The organism is Plantibacter sp. RU18 (assembly GCF_050613355.1).
GTDB lineage: Bacteria > Actinomycetota > Actinomycetes > Actinomycetales > Microbacteriaceae > Plantibacter.
In genome coordinates, this window is record NZ_CP159618.1 from 3,680,569 (window position 1) to 3,702,818 (window position 22,250).

Sequence of the window (22,250 nt, forward strand, 5' to 3'; positions counted from 1 at the left end):
AGCGGGCCTACCTCTGGTCGCCGAGCTCGTCGCGGCCCACGCTTAGAGCGCAGCGACCGTCTGGCGCGCGATCTCGAGTTCTTCGTTCGTCGGAACGACGAGCACGGTGACCGGAGAGTCGTCCGTCGAGATGACCCGGATACCGGGCGCCCGGTGTGCATTTCGCTCCTCGTCCAGGATGATGCCGAGCCCCTCGAGCCCCTGCACCGCACCGGCGCGGATGAGCGGTGCGTTCTCGCCGACGCCGGCCGTGAAGACGACGACGTCGAGCCCGCCCAGCTCCACCAGGTACGCACCGAGGTAGTGCCGCAGACGGTGGATCGTCACGTCGAGCGCGAGCTGCGCCGCTTCGTCGCCATCGGCCACCGCATCGGTGACGTCGCGCATGTCGCCCGTGCCCGACAGCCCGAGCAGACCACTGCGACGGTTCAGCAGGGTGTCCAGCTCGTCGAACCCGAGCCCCGCCTTCCGGTGGAGGTGGAACAACACTGCGGGGTCGATGTCGCCCGAGCGGGTACCCATGACGAGCCCCTCCAGCGGCGTCATGCCCATGGAGGTGTCGATCGAGCGTCCACCGTCGATCGCGCACGCCGACGCACCGTTACCGAGGTGGAACACGATCTGCTTCAACTCACTGAGCGGGCGGTCGAGGAACGCCGCCGCAGCCTCCGACACGAACTTGTGGGACGTGCCATGGAACCCGTACCGCCGCACCCGGTGCTTCGCCGCAAGTTCGGCGTCGATCGCATAGGTGTACGCCGCGGCAGGGATGGTCTGGTGGAACGCGGTGTCGAAGACGGCCACATGCGGCACATCCGGGAACGCGGCCTGCGCGGCGGTGATGCCCTGCAGGTTCGCCGGATTGTGCAGCGGAGCCAGCTCGGAGATGTCCTCGATGTTGATCTTCACGAGGTCGGTGACGATCGTCGGTTCGAAGAATCGCTTCCCGCCGTGCACAACCCGATGCCCGACCGCGATCGGCGCATGCTCCTCGAGCGACGGCCCATGCTCGGCGAAGGCATCGAGCATGACGCGGAAGCCCGCCGTGTGATCGGCGATGGCTCGCTCGATCAGCCAGCGCTCCTCCATCGGCGGGTCGTCGGCCGCGGCTGTCGGGTCGATCGTGAACGCCCGGTGCTCAGCCGCGCCGATCGCATCACCGATGCGTTCGACGAGTCCGCTCGCGAGCGTCCGTTCCGTCTCGACATCGATGAGCTGGTACTTGAACGACGAGGAACCGGAGTTCACCACGAGGACGGTTGGCATGACGGCGGAGACCCTGTTCCTATTCCTGCTCTTGCGCCTGGATGGCGGTGATCGCGACGGTGTTGACGATGTCCTGCACGAGCGCGCCGCGCGACAGGTCGTTGATCGGTTTGTTGAGCCCCTGCAGCACCGGGCCGATGGCGACGGCGCCAGCCGAACGCTGCACGGCCTTGTAAGTGTTGTTGCCGGTGTTGAGGTCGGGGAAGATGAACACCGTCGCTCGTCCGGCGACCTGGGAGTTGGGCATCTTCGTCGCGGCGACGGCAGCGTCGGCGGCCGCGTCGTACTGGATCGGGCCCTCGACGAGGAGATCCGGTCGACGCTCGCGTACCTGTTGCGTCGCAGAGCGCACCTTCTCGACATCCGCGCCGGCACCGGAGTCACCCGTCGAGTACGACAGCATCGCGATGCGCTGTTCGATCCCGAACTGCTCGGCGGTCTCGGCCGAGGAGATCGCGATGTCGGCGAGTTGGGCGTCCGTCGGGTCAGGGTTGACCGCGCAGTCGCCGTAGACCAGCACCCGATCGGCGAGCGCCATGAGGAACACGCTCGACACGACCGAGACCCCCGGCTTCGTCTTGATGATCTCGAACGACGGCCTGATCGTGTGGGCGGTGGTGTGAGCGGCACCGGAGACCATGCCGTCGGCCAGGCCCAGGTGCACCATCATCGTGCCGAAGTACGAGACATCGGTCACGGCATCGCTCGCCATGTCGATGGTGACACCCTTGTGGGCTCGCAACCGTGCATATTCCTGCGCGAACTTCGTGCGCAGGACGGCGTCGAACGGGCTGACGATCGTGGCCTTGTTGAGGTCGATCCCGAGCTCGATGGCCCGCGACCGCACCTCGATCTCCTCGCCCAGGATGGTGAGGTCGGCGACCTCACGGGCCAGCAGCGTGCCGGCGGCGCGGAGGATACGGTCGTCGTCGCCCTCGGGCAGCACGATGTGCTTGCGGTTCGAGCGGGCGCGCTCCAGGAGGCCGTACTCGAACATGAGCGGCGTGACAACGTCTGCTCGCGCCACGTTCAGCAGCTCCAGCAGCAGCGGTGCATCGACGTTCTGCTCGAACAGGGCGAGCGCCGTGTCGTACTTGCGCTGCGAGTCGGCTGCGAGGCGACCACGTGTGTTCATGACGCGGACGGCAGTGTCGTAGGTGCCGAGGTCGGTGCTCACGATCGGCGGGATCTCACCGAGGCCCGAGATGAGTTGCTCGACGGGCTCGGGCAGCGGGAAGCCACCGTTCAGGACGATGCCCGCGATCGAGGGGAAGGTGTCGGAGGCGTTCGCCATGAGGGCCGCGAGCAGCACCTCCGTACGGTCGGCGGGGATCACGATGACGGAGCCCTCGGTGAGCCTCGGCAGCACGTTCACCATCGACATGCCGGCGACGACCACACCGAGCGCCTCGCGGGTGAGGAGTTCCTCGCTGCCCTTCACGAGCGTGCCGTCCACGGCTTCGAGGATGCTGTTCATCGTGGGGGCGATGAGGAAGGTGTCCTCGGGGATGGCCCACACGGGCACCATTGCGGCACCGGCGGCGTGGCCGGCCGGAACGACGACCGAGCCGTGCGCCGCGCCGTTCGGGTGGATCGCGTCGCTGATGGCCGCGGTGATGTCGAGCAGGTGGTCCGGGTCTGCGCGGTTCGCGATGACGGCGAGCAACTGCGCGTGGGCGTCGGCCAGCTCTCCGAGCGCGAGCTCCGCGATGTTCCGCATGTCGTCCGGGGTGCGGGCGACGGACTGGCCGAGCTGCTCGCCGGACCCCTGCCCGGCGCGACCGCCGAGGACGAGCAGCACCGGGGCGCCGAGGTTCGTGGCGATCCGCGCGTTGTACCCGAGCTCTGTCGGGCTGCCGACGTCGGTGTAGTCGGAACCGAGGATGACCACGGCGTCGCACTGCGCCTCGATGTACTTGTAACGCTGCACGATGCGCGACAGCGCAGCCTCGGGATCGGTGTGGACGTCGTCGTAACTGACCCCGATGCAGTCCTCGTAGGAGAGGTCGACACCGTCGTGCTCGAGCAGCAGCTGCAACACGTAGTCGGGTTTCGTGGTGGAACGCGCGATGGGCCGGAACACCCCGATCCGCTCGATCTGATGGCTCAGGGTGTCGAGGACCCCGAGGGCCACCGTCGACTTCCCGGAGTGTCCTTCGGCAGAGATGATGTAAATGCTTCGCGCCACGGCTTCCAGCCTACGGGGGTGGACTCCGCGCCCGCTGGGTAACCGCACAGTGTCGTGTCGCGCACCGGCCACCGCACACGCACCGCACACGGCACGCGCCGCACACAGAAAAGACTCCCCGCGCACCCGCCAGAGCCCGGTTACCCTTGCTGCGTTTCCGCCCTGGGGGAGTTGGCCTGGATGGCGCCACGCGGGGAGCCGTCAACCAGTGTACCTGAGCGCGGGCCGGGTTGCGCACGCCTGCGATCGGGCGTTGACTGGCGAACCTGGAACCCACTGGAACCAGGCAACCGAACGAACGCCGCACCCGCCATCCCGAGGCGCGGCGATGGAGAGGACACCTATGACGAACGTCGTTATCGCCGGAGGACACGGACAGATCGCCCTGCACCTGCAGCGACTCCTGGCCGAGGCGGGCCACTCCCCCGCCGGCATCATCCGCAACCCCGAGCAGGTCGGTGAACTGCAGGGCATCGGCTCCCGCGCCATCGTCCTCGACCTCGAGCACTCCTCGGCCAATGAACTCGCCGACGAGCTCGACGGCGTCGACGTGGTCGTGTTCGCGGTCGGCGACGGCGCAATCCTGCTCGCCGAGGCAGCACAGCTCGCGAAGGTCCCGCGCTACATCATGGTGTCCGCGATGGCCGCCGACGACTTCGACGCCGACTCGGACGACGTCTTCCAGGTCTACCTGCGGGCGAAGTCCGAAGCCGACGCCGACCTCCGCGGACGCGACCTCGACTGGACCATCGTGCGCCCGGGTGGACTCACCGACGATGCGGCGACCGGCCTCATCACCGCCGCGACGAGCACCGGCCGCGGCTCCATCCCGCGCGCGGACGTGGCCGGCGTGCTGTTCTCGCTGATCGAGTCCGGCGCTGCCTCACGCACCCAGTTCGAGGTCATCGAGGGAACGACCCCGATCCCCGAGGCTCTCGCCGCACTCTAAGGGCCCGCCGATCACGACCCTGTCGAAGCCCGCCCCCACCACCGCTCACCGAGCCTGTCGAGGTGTCCCCGCTGGGCACCTCGACACGCTCGGCGACCGGGTTGCGCGGTTGGCTGGCAGGCGCGTTCCGTCCTCGCCCCGCGTGCACCGCTCCCGTCCGCTCCCCATCCGCTTGCCGGGCAGGCTCCGAACTGGGAGTGTGTGCGGCTGATCAGCGGCACATATGAAGCTGCTGTGGCCGGACGTCCAGGGGTGTTACCAGTTCGTTATCAGCCATAGGATCAGCTGGAGGCACAGACCGCAGACCGCTCGACGAGGTGAGGCCGACGATGGACCAACGGTACGACCCCGCATTCCAACGCGGACACACCGCAGAGCGAGCCCGCCCCGTCGCCGTCGAAGGCGGCCACCGCAGTCACCTCGCGTCCCTCGAGGAGATCGCCCCGCAGCTCATCCAGGCGCCGACGGACGGCAACGCGGTCCGCCCACCCGTCGACGACCGCTTCGACGACGACGGACCCCGCACCCGCGTGCAGCCGTTCCAGCCCGGCGCTGGCGTACCTGGCGCAGCTCGGGAATCGAGCGTGCTCGGAACGTCTCCCTCCGCGGCCGCCCCGGGGCCGACTCCTGAAGAACTCCAGCGATGGGCGGATGAGGACGAGGAAGCCCGCGCCGCCCACCACACCCGGGCGAAGACCTGGGAGCGAGCGCTCTGGGCCATCGGCATCGTCCTCACCGTCGGCGGCTGCGTCGGGCTCTGGCAGTCGTTCACGATCCTGTACCGCGGCTTCGTCGGAGACAGCGGTCCGACCGACAACTACCTCTGGATGCAGTTCCTCGGAGCACTCGCACCGAGTCTGATCATCGTCGGTCTCGCCACCCTCGTCGCCCTGCTGTTCCGACGCATGCTCCACCACGACCGCAGGAGCCGACCATGACCGAGCAGTCCACCAGCGCCGCCCGCAGCAACCGCGACTCCGTCGCCGAACTGAAGCCGCCGCTCAGCGCACCCGAGTTCCAGCTCCTCGCCGAGCGCATCCTGAACAACGTGGAGCGTGTGCTCGACGGCAAGCCGTTCGCCGCACGCATGGCCCTCATCGTCATGCTCGCGGAGGGCCACCTCCTCATCGAGGACGTGCCGGGCGTCGGCAAGACCGTGCTCGCTAAAGCACTGGCCGCATCGGTCGGCAGCACTGTCCGGCGCATCCAGTTCACCCCCGACCTCCTCCCGTCCGACGTCACCGGGGTGTCGATCTTCAACCAGGTCGACCGTGAGTTCGAGTTCAAACCGGGCGCGGTGTTCGCGAACATCGTCATCGCGGACGAGATCAACCGTTCCTCACCGAAGACCCAGTCGGCCCTGCTCGAATCGATGGAGGAGCGTCAGGTGACCGTCGACGGCGAGACGCACGCGCTGCCGTCACCGTTCACCGTCGTCGCCACCCAGAACCCGCTCGAGATGGAGGGCACCTACGCGCTCCCCGAGGCTCAACGCGACCGCTTCATGGCCCGCATCTCGATGGGGTACCCGGACGCCGACGCCGAGCTCGCGATGCTTCGGCAGCGCGACACCGTGAACCCGCTCGAGACGATCGGCCCGGTGGCGTCCCGCAGTGACGTCGACCGCCTCATCGCCTGGGCGCGCAGTGTCTTCGTGTCGCCGATCGTCGAGCAGTACTGCGTCTCGCTCGTGCAGGCCACGCGCACGCACCCGGAACTCCGCCTCGGCGCCAGCCCGCGCGCAACCCTGCAGCTCGTGCGCGCCGCGAAGGTGCTCGCCGCACTGGACGGCCGCGAATTCGTCCTGCCGGATGACATCGACCAACTGCTCGCGCCGGTTCTCGCGCACCGACTGATCCCCACTCGTCGCGCGGTGAGCGCCCACGACCGCTCTGGCGTCCAAGCGGTCGCCGAGGTGCTCACGGAGCTGCTCGAGCGCACGCCCGTCCCGCACTCCGGCCGGACCGATCTGAGGTCCTGATCCCGATGACGCCCAGCAGCGATCACCGCACCCCGACAGCTCCGAGCCCATGAAACGCCGGGTGCCGCTCACCAGGCGCGCCGTCGGTGTGCTCGTCGCCGCCGCCGTCTGCCTGATCTTCGCCCGCGGGATCGGCTCGCCGGAGCTGTTGGCCGCCGCCGGCCTGTTGATCGCGCTCGTCGCCGCGAGCTTCGGCGCCGTGTACCTCGAACGCCCCTCCCTCCGGGTCGACCGGATCACCCGGCCCGACCTCGTGAGCGTCGGCGGACGAACCGAGGTCGAGGTGACGATCGCCGAGACGAGCGCGCTCCCCCACGTCCACACCGAATGGAAGGACCACATCCCGACGGCACTCCGCGGCAGTGCGTCCGGCACCCTCCCGAGCACCGGCGTGGCCGGCATCGGGTCACGCAGGCGCACCGCCAGATACACGGTGACCGCATTGCGGCGGGGCGAACACGACCTCGGCCCGTTGGCGCTCACCGTCAGCGACCCGTTCGGACTCGTCGTGCGGCGGCGCGACGTCGGCGGCACGCAGCCGGTGATCGTCCTGCCCGAGGTCCTGGCGCTGCCACCCATCCCGGCGCTGACCGCGAGCCGCGACGGATCGACCAGACCGTCGGCGCTGCACGTCGGCGTCGGCGAGGACGACATCATCACCCGCCCGTACCTGCCAGGAGACGCGGTCCGCCGCCTCCACTGGCGGGCGAGCGCGCACCGCGGAGAGCTCATGGTGCGTCAGGAGGAGCAACGCAACGACCCGGAGGCGACCGTCCTCCTCGACACGGCGGCGGCCCACTGGGCGTGGCCGGACGACGACCCCTCCTACCTACCGGCGTTCGAGGAGGCCGTCTCCCTCGCCGCATCGATCGCGAACCACCTCGTGGACGCCGACTACCGGGTCAACCTCTTCGGTGCAGGCGACGAGGAACTGGCGCGGGAGATCAGTGCCCGCTCATCCGCCGGCGGGCTGCGCTCGAGCCCGGTCGGCGGGATGGGCGACGCACTCGAGCGAGGCGGCCAGCACCTCGAGGAGGACGAACTCGACGCGGCCCTCCTCGACCTCGCCCTCCTGCGGCCCTCCTCGTCCCACAGCCGGTTCCTCGACCTCTCCCCGGTCATCGCGGCACGACGCGCCCAGCCCGTCATCGCGATCCTCGGCGACGTCGACGAGAGCGACCTCGGCGAACTCACGGCTGTCGCCCACCTGTCCCCGCTCCCCATCGCCATGCTCCCCGCCGGAGCACGCCGCCGCTCGATCGACCTCCTGGAGACGGCGGGATGGCGCTGCCACGTCGGCGAGCGCGGCGCTTCGCTGGCTGCCCTCTGGCTCGGGACGACAGGTCCGGCGACGACGACCAGCAGCTCGGCAGGCCGACAGTCACGTCGTCGGAGCGGTGCAGGAGGCGGTCGTGTCGGTCGCTGAAGGACGCCGCGCCGGGCCTGCGACCGCGACGGACAGGCCGGGCAGGACGAGCGGTCCGGGTCGCGGGAACGGCGGCGGGAGCAGCGGCGGATCATGGTCCGGCGGCTCGCCGACGACACTGCCACGTGACACCGCGAACGTCGGCGACCTCAGGCTCGCCCTCGCGGCCTACGCGCTCCTCATCACCGGCGGACTCGGGTTCGGCCGGGTGCTCGCGGGGCTCGACTGGTGGTTCGTCACGAACCTCGTCATCGCCATCGTGCTGGGCACCGCCGTGCTGCTCCGCCGCACACGCCTTCCGGCAGCGCTCGTCTGGCTCGGCACAGCGATCGCCTGGCTCCTCACGATCACGCTGTTCTTCGGCGGCGCGACGGCGCTCATCGGCATCATCCCGACGCCCGCGACGCTGAACGGCTTCACCCAGCTGCGGGACGCCGGGTTCCAGACGTTCCACGACGGCTCGGCGCCACTCGACACCGATGCCGGCGTCGTGTTCGTGATGGCCGCCGGCGGCGGGCTGGTCGCCCTGGCCATCGCGTGGCTCGTCCTCGGCAGACACTCCCCGGTGCTCGCAGGGGTGCTCGTCGTCGCCGTGTACGCCGGGCCGACGGTCGCGGTGGCGTTCCCCTTCGATCCCTGGGTGTTCGCGCTCGTCGCCGTCTCCTTCCTCTGGCTGCTGCGCGAGGACGTCCGTCGGAAGGAGCTGCTGCGTGCTGTCGCAGCAGCACAGGCAGCGGGAGGTGGCCGAGGGGCCTCGCCGTCCGCCGTCGCGGGCAGCGGACGGTTCGGCGGCGTCGGCCCGGCGATCATCGTCAGCACCGTCGCCGTCATCGTCGCCCTGCTCACCCCCGCGATCCTGCCGGACCTCGCCGAGCGCGACGCCTCCGCCGGTGCGCGTGGCAGCGGTCCGTTCGTCAACGGCATCAACCCGCTGATCTCGCTCGGACAGAGCCTGCGCCGTCCGGCGAACACGGTCGCGCTCGAATACACGACCACAGCCGATGCGCCGCCCTACCTCAAGGTGACCGATCTCAACGAGTTCACCGGAAGCGTATGGGGTCCGGACAACTCCGGTTATGACGACGACAACGGCGTCAATGCGTTCCCGGCGCCGCCCGGCCTCGGCGACACCATCCCGTTGGAGAGCTTCGAGACGACCGTCACGATCGACTCACTGTCCAGTCCCTGGCTCCCGCTGCCGTATCCGACGCAACAGGTGTCCGGTCTGCGCGGCGATTGGCGTTTCGAGGCGGCCGGACTCACGGCGATGGCACGGAACGGATCGACCCGAGGGCAGACGTACACGGCGACGAGCTCCGCGATCCTGCCGACGGCACAACAGATGCGCGACGTGCCACCCGTCGCCGACCCGGCCTCCGCCCAGCCCTACCTGGAACTGCCCGACGACCTGCCGGCCATCATCGGCGACACCGCACGCGAGGTCACAGCGACGGCGTCGACCGACTACGACCGGGCCATCGCCCTGCAACGGTTCTTCCGCAGCACCTTCGAGTACTCGGAGACGGCACCGGTCGAGGAGGGCTTCGACGGCAGCGGCACCGACGTCATCGCGACGTTCCTCGAGCGCAAGGCCGGCTACTGCATCCACTTCTCGTCGGCGATGGCCGTCATGGCCCGCATCCTCGACATCCCCTCGCGCATCGCCATCGGGTACCTGCCCGGCACGACGATCGACAACACCCCGTCGAACCGTGACAACTACATCGTCACCTCCGACCAGCTGCACGCGTGGCCGGAGCTGTACTTCGAGGGCGTGGGTTGGGTGCCGTTCGAACCGACCGCGAGCCGAGGCGTGGTCACCTCGTTCAGTGACGCGAGCACCGCGACGCCCGGGAGCGGCACGACGCTGCCGGACAGCCGGCCGGCCCCGGCCGCGGAGTCGACGCCGACACCGACGGCGGGCGCGCTCGGCGGCTCGTCGTCGACGCAGGCGAACAGCGCACTGTCGGCGGTGCTGGTCCCGCTCGTGATCGTCCTCGGCGTGCTGCTGCTGCTGGCGAGCCCGGCGATCGTTCGTGGGGTGACGCGGTCCGTGCGTCGCCGTCGCGCTCGGGCGGCAGGGAGACCAGCGGGCTGGGCGTGGGCCGAGTTCCTCGACACGGCACGTGACCTCGGGTTCGCCGTCACCGCGGCCGACTCACCCCGTGGTTTCGTGCGGAGGCTGCGCGGGCAGTTCCAGATCGACTCGTCGGCGATCGACCGGCTGCTCGCCGCAGTCGAGCGGGAGAGCTATGCGGAGGGTGGGGCTGGTTCGGCAGGTGGGGCTGGTGCGTCGCGCGTGTCCGGGGTGTCGTCGGCCGGGGTGTCGTCGGCTGGCGTGTCGTCGGCTGGGTTGTCGTCGGCTGGGGCCGCGTCGGCTGGCGCGTCGTCGGCTGGGGCCGCGTCGTCTGCGTCTACCGGCTCCGTGACGTCGATCGAGGTCGCGCTCACCGACGCGAAGGCGGCCCTGCGGGCCGCGAGCACGCGGTTGGAACGTTTCGTCGCGGCGGTCGCGCCTCGATCGCTCGTTCTCCGGGGCGACCAGCGCGTCGACTGGCGTCCGTCTGCCTCCGGCTGACGTCGACTGCTCCGGACGCACGAAAGCCCTGATCAGAAGACCAGGGCTTTCGTTCTTGGCGGTGACGGAGAGATTCGAACTCTCGAAGGCTTGCACCTTACACGCTTTCCAAGCGTGCCTCTTCGGCCGCTTGAGTACGTCACCAACGCCTACCAATGTTACACGACGAAGCCCCTCCCCCAGAACACCCACCCCTCCTGCCCCGCTGCCAGCGCGGTGCGCTGAACCGAGCGCGCCCCATTGGCGCGGGCGCGGGTCTCCGGAGGCGTGCGCCCGCGCCAACGGTTAGCGCTTGGGGTGGGTCACCCGCGGCCGGACCACCGCACCGCGCTGGCGGCCGGTAACCCGCGCTCGGACCAGCGCACCGCGCCGACCAACCGACACGCTTCGAAGGTTGACAGTTAGAAGGCTAAGAGTTAGAGTTCTGATCATGAACGACACGGCACCGACCTTCTCCAGCAGCCTCGAACTGGTCCGCTGGATCGGTTGGGCGCAACGCAAGGTCGGCGAAGACTGGATCCGCGCACGCGAACTCAGCCATGAGCAGGCCTTCGTCCTCGGCTACCTCGTCCAGAACCCCGGCGCCATCCAGCGCGACATCGCCGAGGTCAGCCGGACGAGCGCCGCGAGCGTCTCGAGCCTCCTGCAGGGGCTCGAACGACGCGGACTCATCGAACGCCGCGTGGAGGGCGACAACGCACGCAGCAAGCGCGTCGTCGCCACTCCGGCCGGCACCGAGCTCATCGCCGGCTTCGACACCGCGATGGCCGCCGCCGACGACGTCATCCTCGCCCCACTGGACCAGGACGAACGCGACACCCTGCACGCCCTGCTCACGAAGGTCACGGCCACGCTGCCGCAACCGACACGATGACAGCCGCCGCCCGAACCACTCGGGCGGCCTGACACCCGCGATCCCCACCGCCACCTCGGCGTTGTTCGTCGCGCCCGAATCCTGACCCGAGCCCCTGCGTGGGCTCCATCTCCTCATCTCCCGCCGCGCCGCCCCTCTTCGGCGCGCCTACGAACCTGCCCGGAAAGGAGCACGTTCATGAACTCCACGAACCCAGAGACCGTCCCAGAGCTTAACCCCACGAAAGCCAGCATCGGACCCAGCGTCGACACCACGCCTGGAACCAGCGCCGCCAACACCGATACCAAGAACACCAACAACAACAACAACAACAACGCCGTCGGCAGCAACCGCTGGTACCTCTCTTCGGCGCCGATCATCCGCGCACTGCTCCACCTGTGCGTCCCGATGGCCGCCGCAATGATCGTCGGTGCCGTCTACAACCTCATCAACGCGGGTGTCATCGGTTCACTGCACGACACCGCCCTGCTCGCAGCGATCACCCTCGGCGCGCCCGTCCTCGGACTCATCATGGCGATCGGCGACCTCTTCGGCGTCGGCGGCGGGGCGTTCATCTCCCGTCTGCTCGGCGCCGCGGAACACGACCCGGCACAGGCCGGCGACGTCAAGCGCGTCGCATCGTTCGCCGTCTGGGGCTCGCTCATCACCGGCGCCATCCTCGGCGGCATCGGACTGTTGTTCCTCGGACCGCTCGTATCGTTGCTCGGCGCGGATGCTGCGGCGGTCCCGGCGACCACTGCGTTCGTGGGAGTCATGCTCGCCTTCGTCCCGATCATGGCCGCGGCGTTCTGCCTCGAACAGCTCGTCCGGGCGGAGGGGGCCGCGCGTCAGGTGATGGTCGCTCTCATCGCCTCCACCGTCGTCAACCTCCTGCTCGACCTCCTCTTCATCCTCGGACTCGGCTGGGGCGTCGCAGGGGCAGCCCTCGCGGTCGGACTCGCGAACCTCGGTGTCGTCGTCTACTTCGTCACGTGGCTGCAGCGCAACAGCGAGCACATCAGTCTCGCGCCGCGCTGGTTCACCCTCGCCCCGGTGGTCGTGAAGCCCGTCCTCAGCGTCGGTGTCAGCACCATGCTGCAGTCCGCGTTCCTCATCGTCACCTCGCTCGTACTGAACAACCTCGCTGCGGCGTACGGGGACGGGCCGCTCGCGGCGATGGGCGTCGCGGTGCGGATCGCGCAGGTGCCGGAGTTCCTCCTCATGGGCGTGACGTTCGGGATCCTCCCCCTGCTCGCGTACTCCTTCGGCAAGGGCGACGGCGCCAGGCTCCGAGCAGCGCTCCGGGCTGCTGCAATGACCATCGGCGGCATCTCGATCCTGTTCGCGGGGATCGCGTTCATCTTCCGTGAGCAGCTCGTCTCCGCGTTCATCGCCGATCCGTCCGTGCTCGCGTTGGGCGTCACGATCCTCGTGGCGCAGCTCACCGCGATGATCGCGAACGGCTTCACCGGGCTGTTCACCTCCCTGTTCCAGGCGACCGGCCGCGCGCTCGCCGCGACCGTCATGGCGGTGACCCAGGGGGTACTGTTCATCCCGATCGTGCTGCTCGGCAACCTGTGGTTCGGGTTGGGCGGGATCATCTGGTCGCTCACCCTGACCGAGGTGATCGTCTTCCTCGTCGGCGGCGTCCTCTGGCTCGCCTCGCGCGGAGCGATCGACCGGGGTCTGGCCGAGGGCGACGAGCAGCGCGCAGAGGCCGCCCTCACCGAGGCCTGACTCCCGTGCCGCTGCCAGTGGGGTGCGCCCGCGGCCGACCACCCGCGACCGGACCACCGCACCGCGCTGGCGGCCGTCACAGCTCAGGCGGGCGCTGACGCAGCGGTGGTCACGGCCGGAATGTCGGCGAGGTCGACATACACGGGGATGCCACGCTCACGAGCGATCATCACATCCGTATCGGCCCCCGACGACTCGCCCGACAACCGGAGCACCGCGTCGCAGTGCTGCAGCAGGCGTCTCGCCGTCTCGTACATCACGTCACCGTCCGCCGCACCATCACTGCCGAGCGCAGCGTCGTCGGCGGCACCCCGCAGGATCGGGAGAGCGACCCATTCGCCGATCATCGGGACATGCCCCAAGCGGTAGATGGGCGCGGCGGCCGCTTCGAGTCGGGCCAGGTTGCGAGCGATCGCTGCTGGATCACCACCGGTCCCCGAGCGGTACGGTCCGGCGATCAGGATGAGGAGTGGAGTTGTCATGCAGAGCACTGTAGCGTTAACCACGCACGATCGTGTAACAACCGGAAGAAGTACGCATGCTGAGTTCACAACGTCGATCACATCTGCTCGAGATCCTCGCTCGGGAGGGCCGAATCGTCGCCAAGGAGGTGGCGCTCTCGCTCGACCTCTCCGAGGACTCGATCCGGCGAGACCTCCGAGAACTCGCCGAAGCGGGGCTCTGCGTCCGGGTGTACGGCGGCGCACTGCCCGTCCCCGCGGCCGATCGCCCGTTCGCCCAACGTGTCTCCCTCGGCACCGAGAGCAAGGATCGCGTTGCACGTGCCGCCGCCGAACGGATCCGCCCCGGCACCACGATCATCATCGATGCAGGCAGCACCGCCCTCGCGCTCGCCCGACACCTGCCGGACGACCCGACCCTCACCGTCATCACCCCGAGTCCCGCCGTGGCGATCGCCGTCGCCGAGCATTCCCCCGCGCGCGTGATCATGACCGGCGGAGAGCTCGGTCGACACTCGATGGTCGCGAACGGCGCACTCGCCGCCGAGGCGATCCGACGCCTGAACGCCGACGCCTGCTTCCTCGGCGTCACCGGCGTGCATCCCGAGCACGGGCTCACCACCGGCGAACTCGACGATGCCGCGACGAAGCGTGCGCTCGCCGAACGGAGTACCGATGTCTACGTCCTGGCGAGCGAGGAGAAGATCGGCGCCGTCTCCCGCTACCCCGTGCTCGATGTCGCGGAGGTCACCGAGATCATCGTCGACCCGCGCTCCACAGCGACCACGACCGTTCACCCTCCAGTGTCGGACTCCTGACCCCCGACGCGATGCGCTGGCCGGACCGCGTCGACAACCGTCTGCCGACAGGCGCACATCCGACGACCGTCCATCCGGTCGGCGCCCAGCCCACAGGCTCTCAGCCCGCAGGCTCTCAGCCGACCGGTTCGCGCCCGACGGCCGCGCATCCGAGGTGCGCGGTGACGGGATACTCCTTCGCGAGGAAGGCCGCGTAGCCCGCCGGCGTGCGCCCGTGTCGTCGACCAGACGTCGCGACCACTCCGTCGAGTGTGGGCACGACCAGCAGGCCGGCCGCTCGTGCCCGCTGGACGAGGTCGACGTCCTCATGCTCGGGGAGCGCGTTGAAGCCGCCGAGCTCCTGTAATCGATCGGCCCGGATGCCGAGGTTCGCCCCGTGGACGTTCCCGGGCAGCTGGCCCGCCGGGTGGGTCGTCAACCAATGCTGGACGTCGCGCTCCGAGAACTCGTCGAAGTCCGGCCGGACCGTCCCGAGCAGCACATCGCGCCCTGCATCCCAGGCGGCCGCATGGATCTCGAACCAGTCCGACGGGACCCGCGAGTCGGCATCGGTGCTTGCGATCCAGCGTTCATCGAGCCCGAAAGGGCTGCCAGCCAAGGCCGCCTCGACGCCGACCCTGCGCGCCGCACCGACACTCCGCTCCTCGATGGTCACGATGGACACGACGACGGCGTCCCGTCCTCCGCGGCCCCCTGCGCCGGTCCGCGTCTTCGCCGCTGCGATCCGCTCTGCGACGACCCGTTCTGACCCGTCTCGACAGTCGTCGAGCACGATCGTGATGCCCACGTCGAGCTCCGGCCGACTCCGTCGCACCGCGGCATGGGCGACGAGCAGCGCATCGATGCAGGCGCCGATCAGCTCCTCCTCGTCGTGCGCGGGCACCACCGCATCGATCCGTCGAAGCATCAGCCCGTCAGCCCCTCGCGTGCGGCGACACTCGGCTCATCACCCGCGACGAGGACGTCGAGCAGGAAGTCGTCCTCCACATGTTGCACGGCACGACGACCGGCCCATCGGTCGAGCAGCCGCCGGTGCACGTGTGCGGCCGACGTCGCAGCATGATCGTCCCGGTGGCGCCAGTGGCAGGCGACGATGCTGCCGCCTGGCGTGAGTGAACCGAGGATGCGCTCGATCACCCGCTCGAGATCAGCCTCGGACAGGTAGTAGCCGACCTCCGAGACGACCACGAGGTCGAACGCGCCGTCCGGCCACTCCTCGGGCACCGTCATCCGCTCGAACCGTGCCGACGGGACGTCGCGCCGGGCAGCTTCGAGCGGCGCTCCGGCGATGTCGATCCCGAGGACGTCGTCGCTCCGTTCGGTGAGGCGACCGGTGAGGACACCGGTCGCGCATCCGAGTTCGAGGATCGATGCATAACGCGCCCGGGGCAGCGCGGCGAGCAGCACCCGCCGCTTCCGCTCCTCATACCAGGACCCGAAGTCCCAGCCGTGCGGGTGATCGCGGTAGTGGTCGTCGAACGATGCCTGCGAACGCGAGTGGGAATGCTCGTCACCGTTCGTCGGAGATGCGTCGACGACGTCGGAGCTGCCCGGATCGGTCGAGGCGACCGGCGTTCCGAGCTGCAACGCCCGTTCATTGGGGAACAGCACCTCGAAGCGTCGCGCGTAGTGCTGTAGATGATGATGGTCGACGATCGCCTCGTCTCCAGGCGCATCCGACAGCGGCTCGGTCTGCGAGGGATAGGCGTCCATGGCGGCGATCTTCGCTCCGTGGGACGCGGCGTCCAAAGCGACCGCGCGAGCCTCGCCCCACGGCAGGGAGTCGTCGTCGGTGGTCGCCCAGTGCCAGAGCCAGATCGGGAACTCTGCGAGGGCGAGGTCGAGCTCGGTGGCCAATGCGGTGGCGAGCTCACCGGCGACGCGGTGGTCCCGATGCCCGTCACCACGCCACGGTGCGACGATCAACGGCTCGGCTCCCGCTCCGGCGACGGCGACGCGCAGGGCCGCGGCGATGCGCGGGCGCTCCGTGTCGAGTCCGCCGTCCGGGATGCGCAGCACCTGGTGACGCACCTCGGAGTGCAGTCGACCGAGCGCGTCGACGAACTCGGCCTCGCGGATCGGCGCGAGTGCTGCGGCGGTCGTCGTCGGTGAGTCGGGGTGCGAGCCCTCGCCGAGCGTCACCAGCAGCACGTGGACCGGGATGCCAGCGGCCGCGGCCGCGGCGATCAGCCCACCGACGCCGAGCGACTCGTCGTCGGGGTGCGGCGAGAGGACGACGATGCCGGTCGTGTGACGCCAGCCGTCCCACGCCTGCAGGTCGAGTTCGTGGAGGCGCGTCGCCCAGGCCGCGGCCGAGGTGCCGGGGTCGCGATGATCGAATGCGGGCATCAGTCGGCCTCCACCAGCATGCGGCCGTACCGCACGAGGTCGCGGTCGCCGTGATCCTGCTGCACATACAACTCGAGGTCGGAGAGTCGGCTCAGGTACGCGGGCTCGGTCGTGAGCGGAGCGGGTCCGAGCGCTGCAAGGACGCTGTTCCGGATCGCGTCGACGCGGAAGCGGACGGTCGAACGCACACGCTGCGCGAGCCGAGAGCCCGCCGCACCGTCGGCGTGTCCATGCTCGATCGCTCGGGCGGCCTCCGCGATGGCGTTCTCGGCGATGGCGAGATCGATCGCCGCGGTGCCCAGAGTCCGAAGGAGCAACTCTGCGTCCGGTCGCGTGCGGGCAGTGGCGAGCAGCCGGTCGACGAGCGGGATCACGCCGCCCCACCAGCAGGCGGCCACCCCGATGCCGCCCCACGCGAAACCGGGGCGACGCAGGTACCAACCGTCGTCGCCGACCGGTGTGGCTGGAACGGCGTCGAACGTGACGGGTGCACTGGGGACGAGCGGGAGACCCCGGGCAGCCCAGGCGTCGTCGTCGGTCGTGATGCCGTCGTCCGTCAGCCCGACGGCGAACAGGCGTCGCTCACCGGGCCCGGTGTGGGCGGTCACCAGCGCGTCGCTCAGTCGGGAGGCGAGCGAGCACCACGGCTTCGTGCCGGTGAGCTGCCAACCGTCGTCGGTCTGCACCGCATCGAGCCGGACGCCCGGGCCCTCGGCCGCGAAGACACCCCAGGTGGAGATGGTGGGTGGTTCGAGGCCGGCCTGCCCGAGGATCCCGATGGCGTCGAGGTGCGGTTCGACGACTCGCGCCAGCGTCACCTCGACTGCGGCGAGCGCGCCGAGGCCGGCGAAGCACAGGCCGGCAGTGTGCTGTTCGAGCGGACCGATGAGGCGGGCGGCGTGCGGCGCGAACGCGATCCGTGAGCCGATGTCGCGGAGCGCTCCCGCAGCGGCCTCGGTCAGCTGTGCCAGGTCGAGTTCGGCGGCGCTCGTCGGCCAAGCTGTCGACTGCAAACGCATCATGCGTGGAGCGGGATCAGTGTGGACTCCTGTGGTGCGCGCATACGGTCTCCTCGCGTCGTGGACTTCCAGCCTCCTCCCCCGCGGGCATTCCGGCTCGGGGGTGGACCGCACCCCACCCGCCTGGTAGGCCAGTGGCCAGCGCGGTGCGCCCGACCCAGCGCTACCCATTGGCGCGAGCGCGGGCCTCCAGAGGGTAGCGCTCGCGCCACAGGGGCGCGCAGTCGCGCGACACCCCGAACCCCCAGGCCGCGACGACGCGCAGCTCAGCCTCGGAAGAGTGCGCTGTACGCGTTGATCGCGGGCTGCCCGCCGAGGTGCGCGTAGAGCACGTTGCTCGACGCCGGGATGTCACCACTCGTGACGAGGTCGATGAGGCCGGCCATCGACTTCCCCTCGTAGACCGGGTCGATGATGACGCCCTCGAGACTGCCCGTCAGGCGGATCGCCTCCATCGTCGAATCCACGGGGATGCCGTACAGATCCCCGGCCCAGCCCTCGAGTACGGTGATCTCCTCGTCGCGAAGCTCACGGTCGAGGCCGATCAGCTGCGCCGTGTTGCGGGCGATCCGCGCCACCTGGTCACGGGTCTCCTGGATCTTCGCCGACGCATCGATCCCGATGACCCGACGCGGACGATCCTGTCCCGCGAAGCCTGCGATCATGCCGGCATGCGTGGATCCCGTCACGCTACAGACCACGATCGTGTCGAAGAACACCCCGAGCTCTCGCTCCTGCTGCTCGACCTCGGCCGCCCAGTTCGCGAAACCGAGATCGCCGAGGCGGTGGTCGGACGCGCCGGCCGGGATCGCGTACGGGGTGCCGCCACGCTCGCGGACGTCGTCGAGCGCGCGCTCCCAACTGGATTTGAACCCGATGCCGAACCCAGCCGGATCGAGCCGCACCTCTGCGCCCATGATGCGCGACAACATGATGTTGCCGACCCGGTCGTTGAGCGAGTCGGGCCAGTCCACCCAGTTCTCCTGCACGAGCACAGCCTGCATGCCGAGCTTCGCTGCGACAGCCGCGACCTGGCGCGTGTGGTTCGACTGGTAGCCGCCGATGGACACGAGTGTGTCCGCGCCCTGCGCGATGGCATCCGGGATGAGGTATTCGAGCTTGCGCGTCTTGTTGCCACCGTAGGCGAGGCCGCTGTTGACGTCTTCACGTTTCGCCCAGATCGTCGCACCGCCGAGGTGCGCGCTGAGACGGTTCAGCTCGTGGATCGGGCTCGGACCGAAGGTGAGCGGGTAGCGCGGGAAATCGCTGAGGGACACGGTGGCTCCAGAGTCTCGGTGGATGGGTGTTGGGTTGGTGGAGATCTTGTCCGGGTGCGAGTCGTGCGGGCGCAGTCCGGGGCGGCAGGGCAGGTGAGGCGCGCGTGCGGGTGGTGCGGCAGAGCAGGTGTGGTGCGGTAGAGCACATGTGGTGCCCGTCTGGGTGGTGCGGCAGAGCGCGCGTCGCCGCTCAGTCACCCGCCGGGTGCGCGAGCACGAGGTCTGCGAGCGTCGTCCAGTTGCCGCGCACGAGTGCTGCGGCTGCATCCGCGTCGCCGACGGCGCACCGGTCGATCACGGCGGCATGCTGGGCGATCGAGCCTCGCGCGGCGACCGAGGAGAAGCGCAGGCGTTCGACTCGCCGCAGCATCGGTGTGACGGCCTCGAGCGCATCGCGGATGAACGGGTTGCCGGCCACCTCGACGGCGACGCCATGGAATGCGTCGTCGGCGTCGAGGGCCGCATCGACGTCGTCCCGCCTGAGCGCCAGCCCGAACGCCTCGTTCGCGGCCCGCATCCGGTCGAGGTCGTCGTCCGTGAGATTCGGTACGGCCTCACGCACCGCCAGTTCGTGCATCGCGGCGGCGACCGTCTGCGCCTGCAGGGTGGCGCGCGTGTCGAGGGGCGCGACAACGGTGGACCTCCCGGGCTTCGCGACCACGAGGCCACTGCGGGCAAGGCGCAATACGGCCTCGCGGATGGGCGTGCGACTCACTCCGAGCCATCGTTCGAGTTCGGTGTCCGCGAGTTTCTCCCCCGGCGCGAAGGTGCCGTTGACGATCGCGTTCCGCAGGGATCGGTAGACGTCGTCGCGGAGCAGCGCACGAGCGTGCAGATTGGCTTCGGCGGGAGCAGGCATGCAATATATTGCACATCGCACCGCATGAAAGTCAAGCGAGTCGCCACAGCCACACGCGGCGGACGCGCCCAGGGACGGAGGTCGCGTCCTCCCGCCAAGTAGGTCGTACGTCCCACTTGTCCCCCACAGAGCGGATTGTCGGTCGCGGAGAAGCAGGCCACGATAGACGTCGGGGGTGGTCGGAAGTGATGCAGCGGGGCGACGTGCAGGTGACGGTGAGGCCGCACCGTCGAGTGTTCTGGAGCACCGTCATGAGTGCCGCGATCCTCATCCTCCCCGTCTGGGCCGTCTCGCTCTGGCTCGTCGGACCGACCCCGAGCGCCGAACGCACCTGGGTGATCGCCCTCGGAATCGTCGGCATGGTCGCCCTCCTCGGCCTCGCCGCACTGTCTCGCCGCCAGCGCATCGATGTTCGCACCGACGGCATCCTGGAGCAGCCGATCATCGGGCCGGCGACCTTCATCTCACGCGAGGAGATCGGCCGGAGCCTGCTGTTCGAGTTCACCGGACGCAGCCCCGAGCGGAGCACCCAACTGTTCATCTGCGACAGCGAGAGCCGTCCACTCCTCCGCATGCGCAGCAACCGTTGGAGCCGTGACAGCATCAACGCCGTCGTCGACGCCTACGACGGACCGGTCGAACGAGCGAAGCAGCCCGTCTCCCTCGATGACCTCCGTGAAGACCACCCGGCGCTGCTCACACCACTCGAACGCATCCGATGGGCGCGCGCCGAGGTGCTGTAGTGCGCTTCGAAGTCAGGCCAGTCGCGCCACCAACGCAAGCGCTCCGTTAGGACAAGCGCTCCATCAGAACAGTCGCTGCGTCAGCGCAGTCGCCCCGTTACAGCGCCTTCGCGTACCAGATCGCGCCATCCTCGCCCACACGGGTGAAGCCGGTCCGCTCGTAGAACCGGTGCGCTCCGGTGTTGCGGGCCCCGACACCGAGATGTACTCCGGGGACCCCGCGATCGGCCAGCAATCCGCAGAAGGCGTCGATCAATGTGCGCCCGACGCCCATCCCCTGGGTCACGGGCAGAAGGTCGATGTGCAGGTGCGCCGGGTACGCCGCCAGGAGCTCGGTGGGCAGGCCGCCACCCGCCACCGTCGCGGATCGCACGAACCTCGACTCCGCCTCCGACGCGGTACCTGCGGTTGCGGCTGCCGCGTATTTCCCCGCGACGGTCGGCCACCAGCTGTCGGTGAACCAGCGGTCGAACGCCGCGGTATCGGCCGTGCCGAGGATGTACCCGATCGCACCGGCACCGGCACCGGCATCGACCATCAGCGCCAGCTCCGGCTCCCGCTCCACATACGGCAGGGCGTAGATGTCGGGCAACAGATCGTCGGTGCTGAACTGTCCGGTCGCGTCGGCGCCCGAATCGCCCGTCCTCGTGCAGATCTCCGCGACAGCGTTTCGGTCGGACGGTCGGTACGCGCGGATCAGGGTCACCGCGCCAGCCTAACGGCCCGCCCTGCAGTGTCGGCGGGCTCCTGCGGCGGGCTGCCGCTGCGGACGGCTGCTGCGCGGAACTGCGTAGGCTTGCTGCCATGACGTGGCGAGCGGGATCGATCAGCGAGGCCGTCGAACACTGGTCCCTCGTGCCGGACGGGATCGTGTCGCAGACGCCCTCCAGCCGGCTGCTGCCCGTCCTGCACCGTGGCCGACCGGCGATGCTCAAGGTGCCCCTGGTCGAGGAGGAGGCGATCGGCGGTCGAGTGCTCGCGGCCTGGGACGGGATCGGCGCAGCGGCGGTCTTCGAGGTCGACGAACGGGCAATCGTCCTGGAGCGGGCGGTCGGTGGGCGCGACCTCGCCACGCTCACCCGCGACGGCGACGACCTCGGCGCCGTCGAGATCCTGTGCCGGGTCATGACCACCCTGCACACGGCCGTCGCCGAGCCGCGGGCGAACGACGATCCTCGGCGCACCCTGCCCGCAGGACTGCCCACGCTCGCGCGCTGGTTCCAGGATCTGACCCGGGGCGACCTGGCAACGTTCCGGCAGCTGGCCGATCCGGCGAGCGCCGCGTTCCTCACGCGTGCCGGCGAACTCGCGTCACGGCTGCTCGCCGCGACCACCATGTCCGACACTGTCGTCCTGCACGGCGACCTCCATCACCTGAACGTGCTCGAGTTCGTGCCGGGCGACTGGCGCGCGATCGATCCGAAGGGCATCGTCGGGCACCGGGCGTTCGATGCGTCGGCACTCTTCAGCAACCCGGATGCGACGACGGCGACGGATGCGGCATCGTTCCGGGATCGGGTCGACCTCGTCACTCGGCTCACCGGGCTCCGGCGGCCCCTGCTGCTCGACTGGCTCATCGCACGATCAGCACTGTCCGCGGTGTGGTCGCTCCAGGACGGTGACCACGCGAGCGCCGATCTCGTCATCACCGTGGGACGGCTCGCCGAGCAGGCGCGGCTCCGCGTGACCGGCCTCCCAAACCGACGGTAGCGGGCCGGCACGGTCGATGGCCCGTCCTGCCGCCGA

The 22,250-nt window shown here is 69.6% G+C and carries 19 protein-coding genes, 1 tRNA gene and 1 other RNA gene; 10 read left to right on the plus strand and 11 right to left on the minus strand.

All coding sequences use genetic code 11. The features are described 5' to 3' along the window. Positions 1-42: 42 nt before the first annotated feature. The 3 genes from ABMA10_RS17545 to ffs form a co-directional block, all read right to left on the minus strand. Positions 43-1,266 carry an acetate/propionate family kinase gene (locus tag ABMA10_RS17545; RefSeq protein ID WP_431030751.1) on the minus strand — a complete coding sequence of 408 codons (1,224 nt, stop codon included), beginning with the start codon at positions 1,264-1,266 and terminating at the stop codon, positions 43-45. 19 nt (positions 1,267-1,285) lie between these two features. Beyond that, positions 1,286-3,454: a phosphate acetyltransferase gene (pta, locus tag ABMA10_RS17550; RefSeq protein ID WP_347869333.1), complete on the minus strand. Its 2,169-nt coding sequence runs from the start codon at positions 3,452-3,454 to the stop codon at positions 1,286-1,288. Positions 3,455-3,560: 106 nt separating this feature from the next. Next, positions 3,561-3,657: signal recognition particle sRNA small type (gene ffs / locus ABMA10_RS17555), an RNA gene on the minus strand. 140 nt (positions 3,658-3,797) lie between these two features. Between ffs and ABMA10_RS17560 the strand changes: the two genes are divergently transcribed. From ABMA10_RS17560 to ABMA10_RS17580, 5 genes are all read left to right on the plus strand, one after another. Beyond that, positions 3,798-4,403, plus strand: a complete 606-nt coding sequence (locus ABMA10_RS17560) for an NAD(P)-binding oxidoreductase (protein WP_431030752.1) — start codon at positions 3,798-3,800, stop codon at positions 4,401-4,403. 329 nt (positions 4,404-4,732) lie between these two features. Continuing rightward, complete coding sequence (locus ABMA10_RS17565; RefSeq protein ID WP_347869331.1) at positions 4,733-5,341, plus strand: hypothetical protein; 609 nt, start codon at positions 4,733-4,735, stop codon at positions 5,339-5,341. Then, a complete protein-coding gene (locus ABMA10_RS17570; RefSeq protein WP_347869330.1) occupies positions 5,338-6,384 on the plus strand; it encodes an AAA family ATPase in 1,047 nt (348 codons plus the stop codon). Before ABMA10_RS17565 ends, ABMA10_RS17570 begins: the two co-directional genes overlap by 4 nt. Positions 6,385-6,445: 61 nt before the next feature. Continuing rightward, complete coding sequence (locus ABMA10_RS17575; protein WP_431030753.1) at positions 6,446-7,810, plus strand: DUF58 domain-containing protein; 1,365 nt, start codon at positions 6,446-6,448, stop codon at positions 7,808-7,810. Further along, positions 7,797-10,388: a transglutaminaseTgpA domain-containing protein gene (locus ABMA10_RS17580; RefSeq protein ID WP_431030754.1), complete on the plus strand. Its 2,592-nt coding sequence runs from the start codon at positions 7,797-7,799 to the stop codon at positions 10,386-10,388. Before ABMA10_RS17575 ends, ABMA10_RS17580 begins: the two co-directional genes overlap by 14 nt. 56 nt (positions 10,389-10,444) lie before the next feature. Here ABMA10_RS17580 and ABMA10_RS17585 read toward each other — a convergent pair. Further along, positions 10,445-10,532, minus strand: a tRNA-Ser gene (locus ABMA10_RS17585). A 286-nt stretch (positions 10,533-10,818) separates the two neighbouring features. Here ABMA10_RS17585 and ABMA10_RS17590 point away from each other — a divergent pair. Next, positions 10,819-11,262, plus strand: a complete 444-nt coding sequence (locus tag ABMA10_RS17590; protein WP_347869327.1) for a MarR family winged helix-turn-helix transcriptional regulator — start codon at positions 10,819-10,821, stop codon at positions 11,260-11,262. 177 nt (positions 11,263-11,439) lie between these two features. Further along, positions 11,440-12,978, plus strand: a complete 1,539-nt coding sequence (locus ABMA10_RS17595) for an MATE family efflux transporter (protein WP_431030755.1) — start codon at positions 11,440-11,442, stop codon at positions 12,976-12,978. Positions 12,979-13,061: 83 nt separating this feature from the next. On the opposite strand, the gene ABMA10_RS17600 is transcribed toward ABMA10_RS17595, so the two are convergent. After that, positions 13,062-13,460 carry a DUF4406 domain-containing protein gene (locus tag ABMA10_RS17600; protein ID WP_347869325.1) on the minus strand — a complete coding sequence of 133 codons (399 nt, stop codon included), beginning with the start codon at positions 13,458-13,460 and terminating at the stop codon, positions 13,062-13,064. A 56-nt stretch (positions 13,461-13,516) separates the two neighbouring features. On the opposite strand from ABMA10_RS17600, the gene ABMA10_RS17605 reads away from it, so the two are divergent. Further along, the gene (locus tag ABMA10_RS17605; RefSeq protein ID WP_347869324.1) at positions 13,517-14,257 is read left to right on the plus strand and encodes a DeoR/GlpR family DNA-binding transcription regulator; all 741 of its coding nucleotides are present in this window, start codon (positions 13,517-13,519) and stop codon (positions 14,255-14,257) included. A gap of 115 nt (positions 14,258-14,372) precedes the next feature. Here the strand turns inward: ABMA10_RS17605 and ABMA10_RS17610 are convergent, their stop codons facing one another. From ABMA10_RS17610 to ABMA10_RS17630, 5 genes are all read right to left on the minus strand, one after another. Beyond that, positions 14,373-15,164 carry a glycosyltransferase gene (locus ABMA10_RS17610; RefSeq protein WP_347869323.1) on the minus strand — a complete coding sequence of 264 codons (792 nt, stop codon included), beginning with the start codon at positions 15,162-15,164 and terminating at the stop codon, positions 14,373-14,375. Beyond that, entirely contained in the window at positions 15,164-16,606 is a 1,443-nt protein-coding gene (locus ABMA10_RS17615) for a bifunctional PIG-L family deacetylase/class I SAM-dependent methyltransferase (protein ID WP_347869322.1), read from the minus strand. Before ABMA10_RS17615 ends, ABMA10_RS17610 begins: the two co-directional genes overlap by 1 nt. Beyond that, positions 16,606-17,628, minus strand: a complete 1,023-nt coding sequence (locus tag ABMA10_RS17620; RefSeq protein ID WP_347869321.1) for an acyl-CoA dehydrogenase — start codon at positions 17,626-17,628, stop codon at positions 16,606-16,608. Before ABMA10_RS17620 ends, ABMA10_RS17615 begins: the two co-directional genes overlap by 1 nt. A 263-nt stretch (positions 17,629-17,891) precedes the next feature. After that, positions 17,892-18,902, minus strand: coding sequence for a 1-aminocyclopropane-1-carboxylate deaminase (locus ABMA10_RS17625; RefSeq protein ID WP_347869320.1), 1,011 nt, complete (start codon positions 18,900-18,902; stop codon positions 17,892-17,894). A gap of 190 nt (positions 18,903-19,092) precedes the next feature. Then, positions 19,093-19,761: a GntR family transcriptional regulator gene (locus ABMA10_RS17630; RefSeq protein ID WP_347869319.1), complete on the minus strand. Its 669-nt coding sequence runs from the start codon at positions 19,759-19,761 to the stop codon at positions 19,093-19,095. 251 nt (positions 19,762-20,012) lie between these two features. On the opposite strand from ABMA10_RS17630, the gene ABMA10_RS17635 reads away from it, so the two are divergent. Next, entirely contained in the window at positions 20,013-20,504 is a 492-nt protein-coding gene (locus tag ABMA10_RS17635) for a hypothetical protein (protein WP_347869318.1), read from the plus strand. 97 nt (positions 20,505-20,601) lie between these two features. Here ABMA10_RS17635 and ABMA10_RS17640 read toward each other — a convergent pair whose 3' ends face one another. Beyond that, on the minus strand, positions 20,602-21,210 hold the full coding sequence (locus tag ABMA10_RS17640) for a GNAT family N-acetyltransferase (protein ID WP_431030756.1): 609 nt from the start codon (positions 21,208-21,210) through the stop codon (positions 20,602-20,604). A 98-nt stretch (positions 21,211-21,308) separates the two neighbouring features. On the opposite strand from ABMA10_RS17640, the gene ABMA10_RS17645 reads away from it, so the two are divergent. Beyond that, positions 21,309-22,214, plus strand: coding sequence for an aminoglycoside phosphotransferase family protein (locus tag ABMA10_RS17645; RefSeq protein WP_347869316.1), 906 nt, complete (start codon positions 21,309-21,311; stop codon positions 22,212-22,214). Positions 22,215-22,250: the final 36 nt, after the last annotated feature.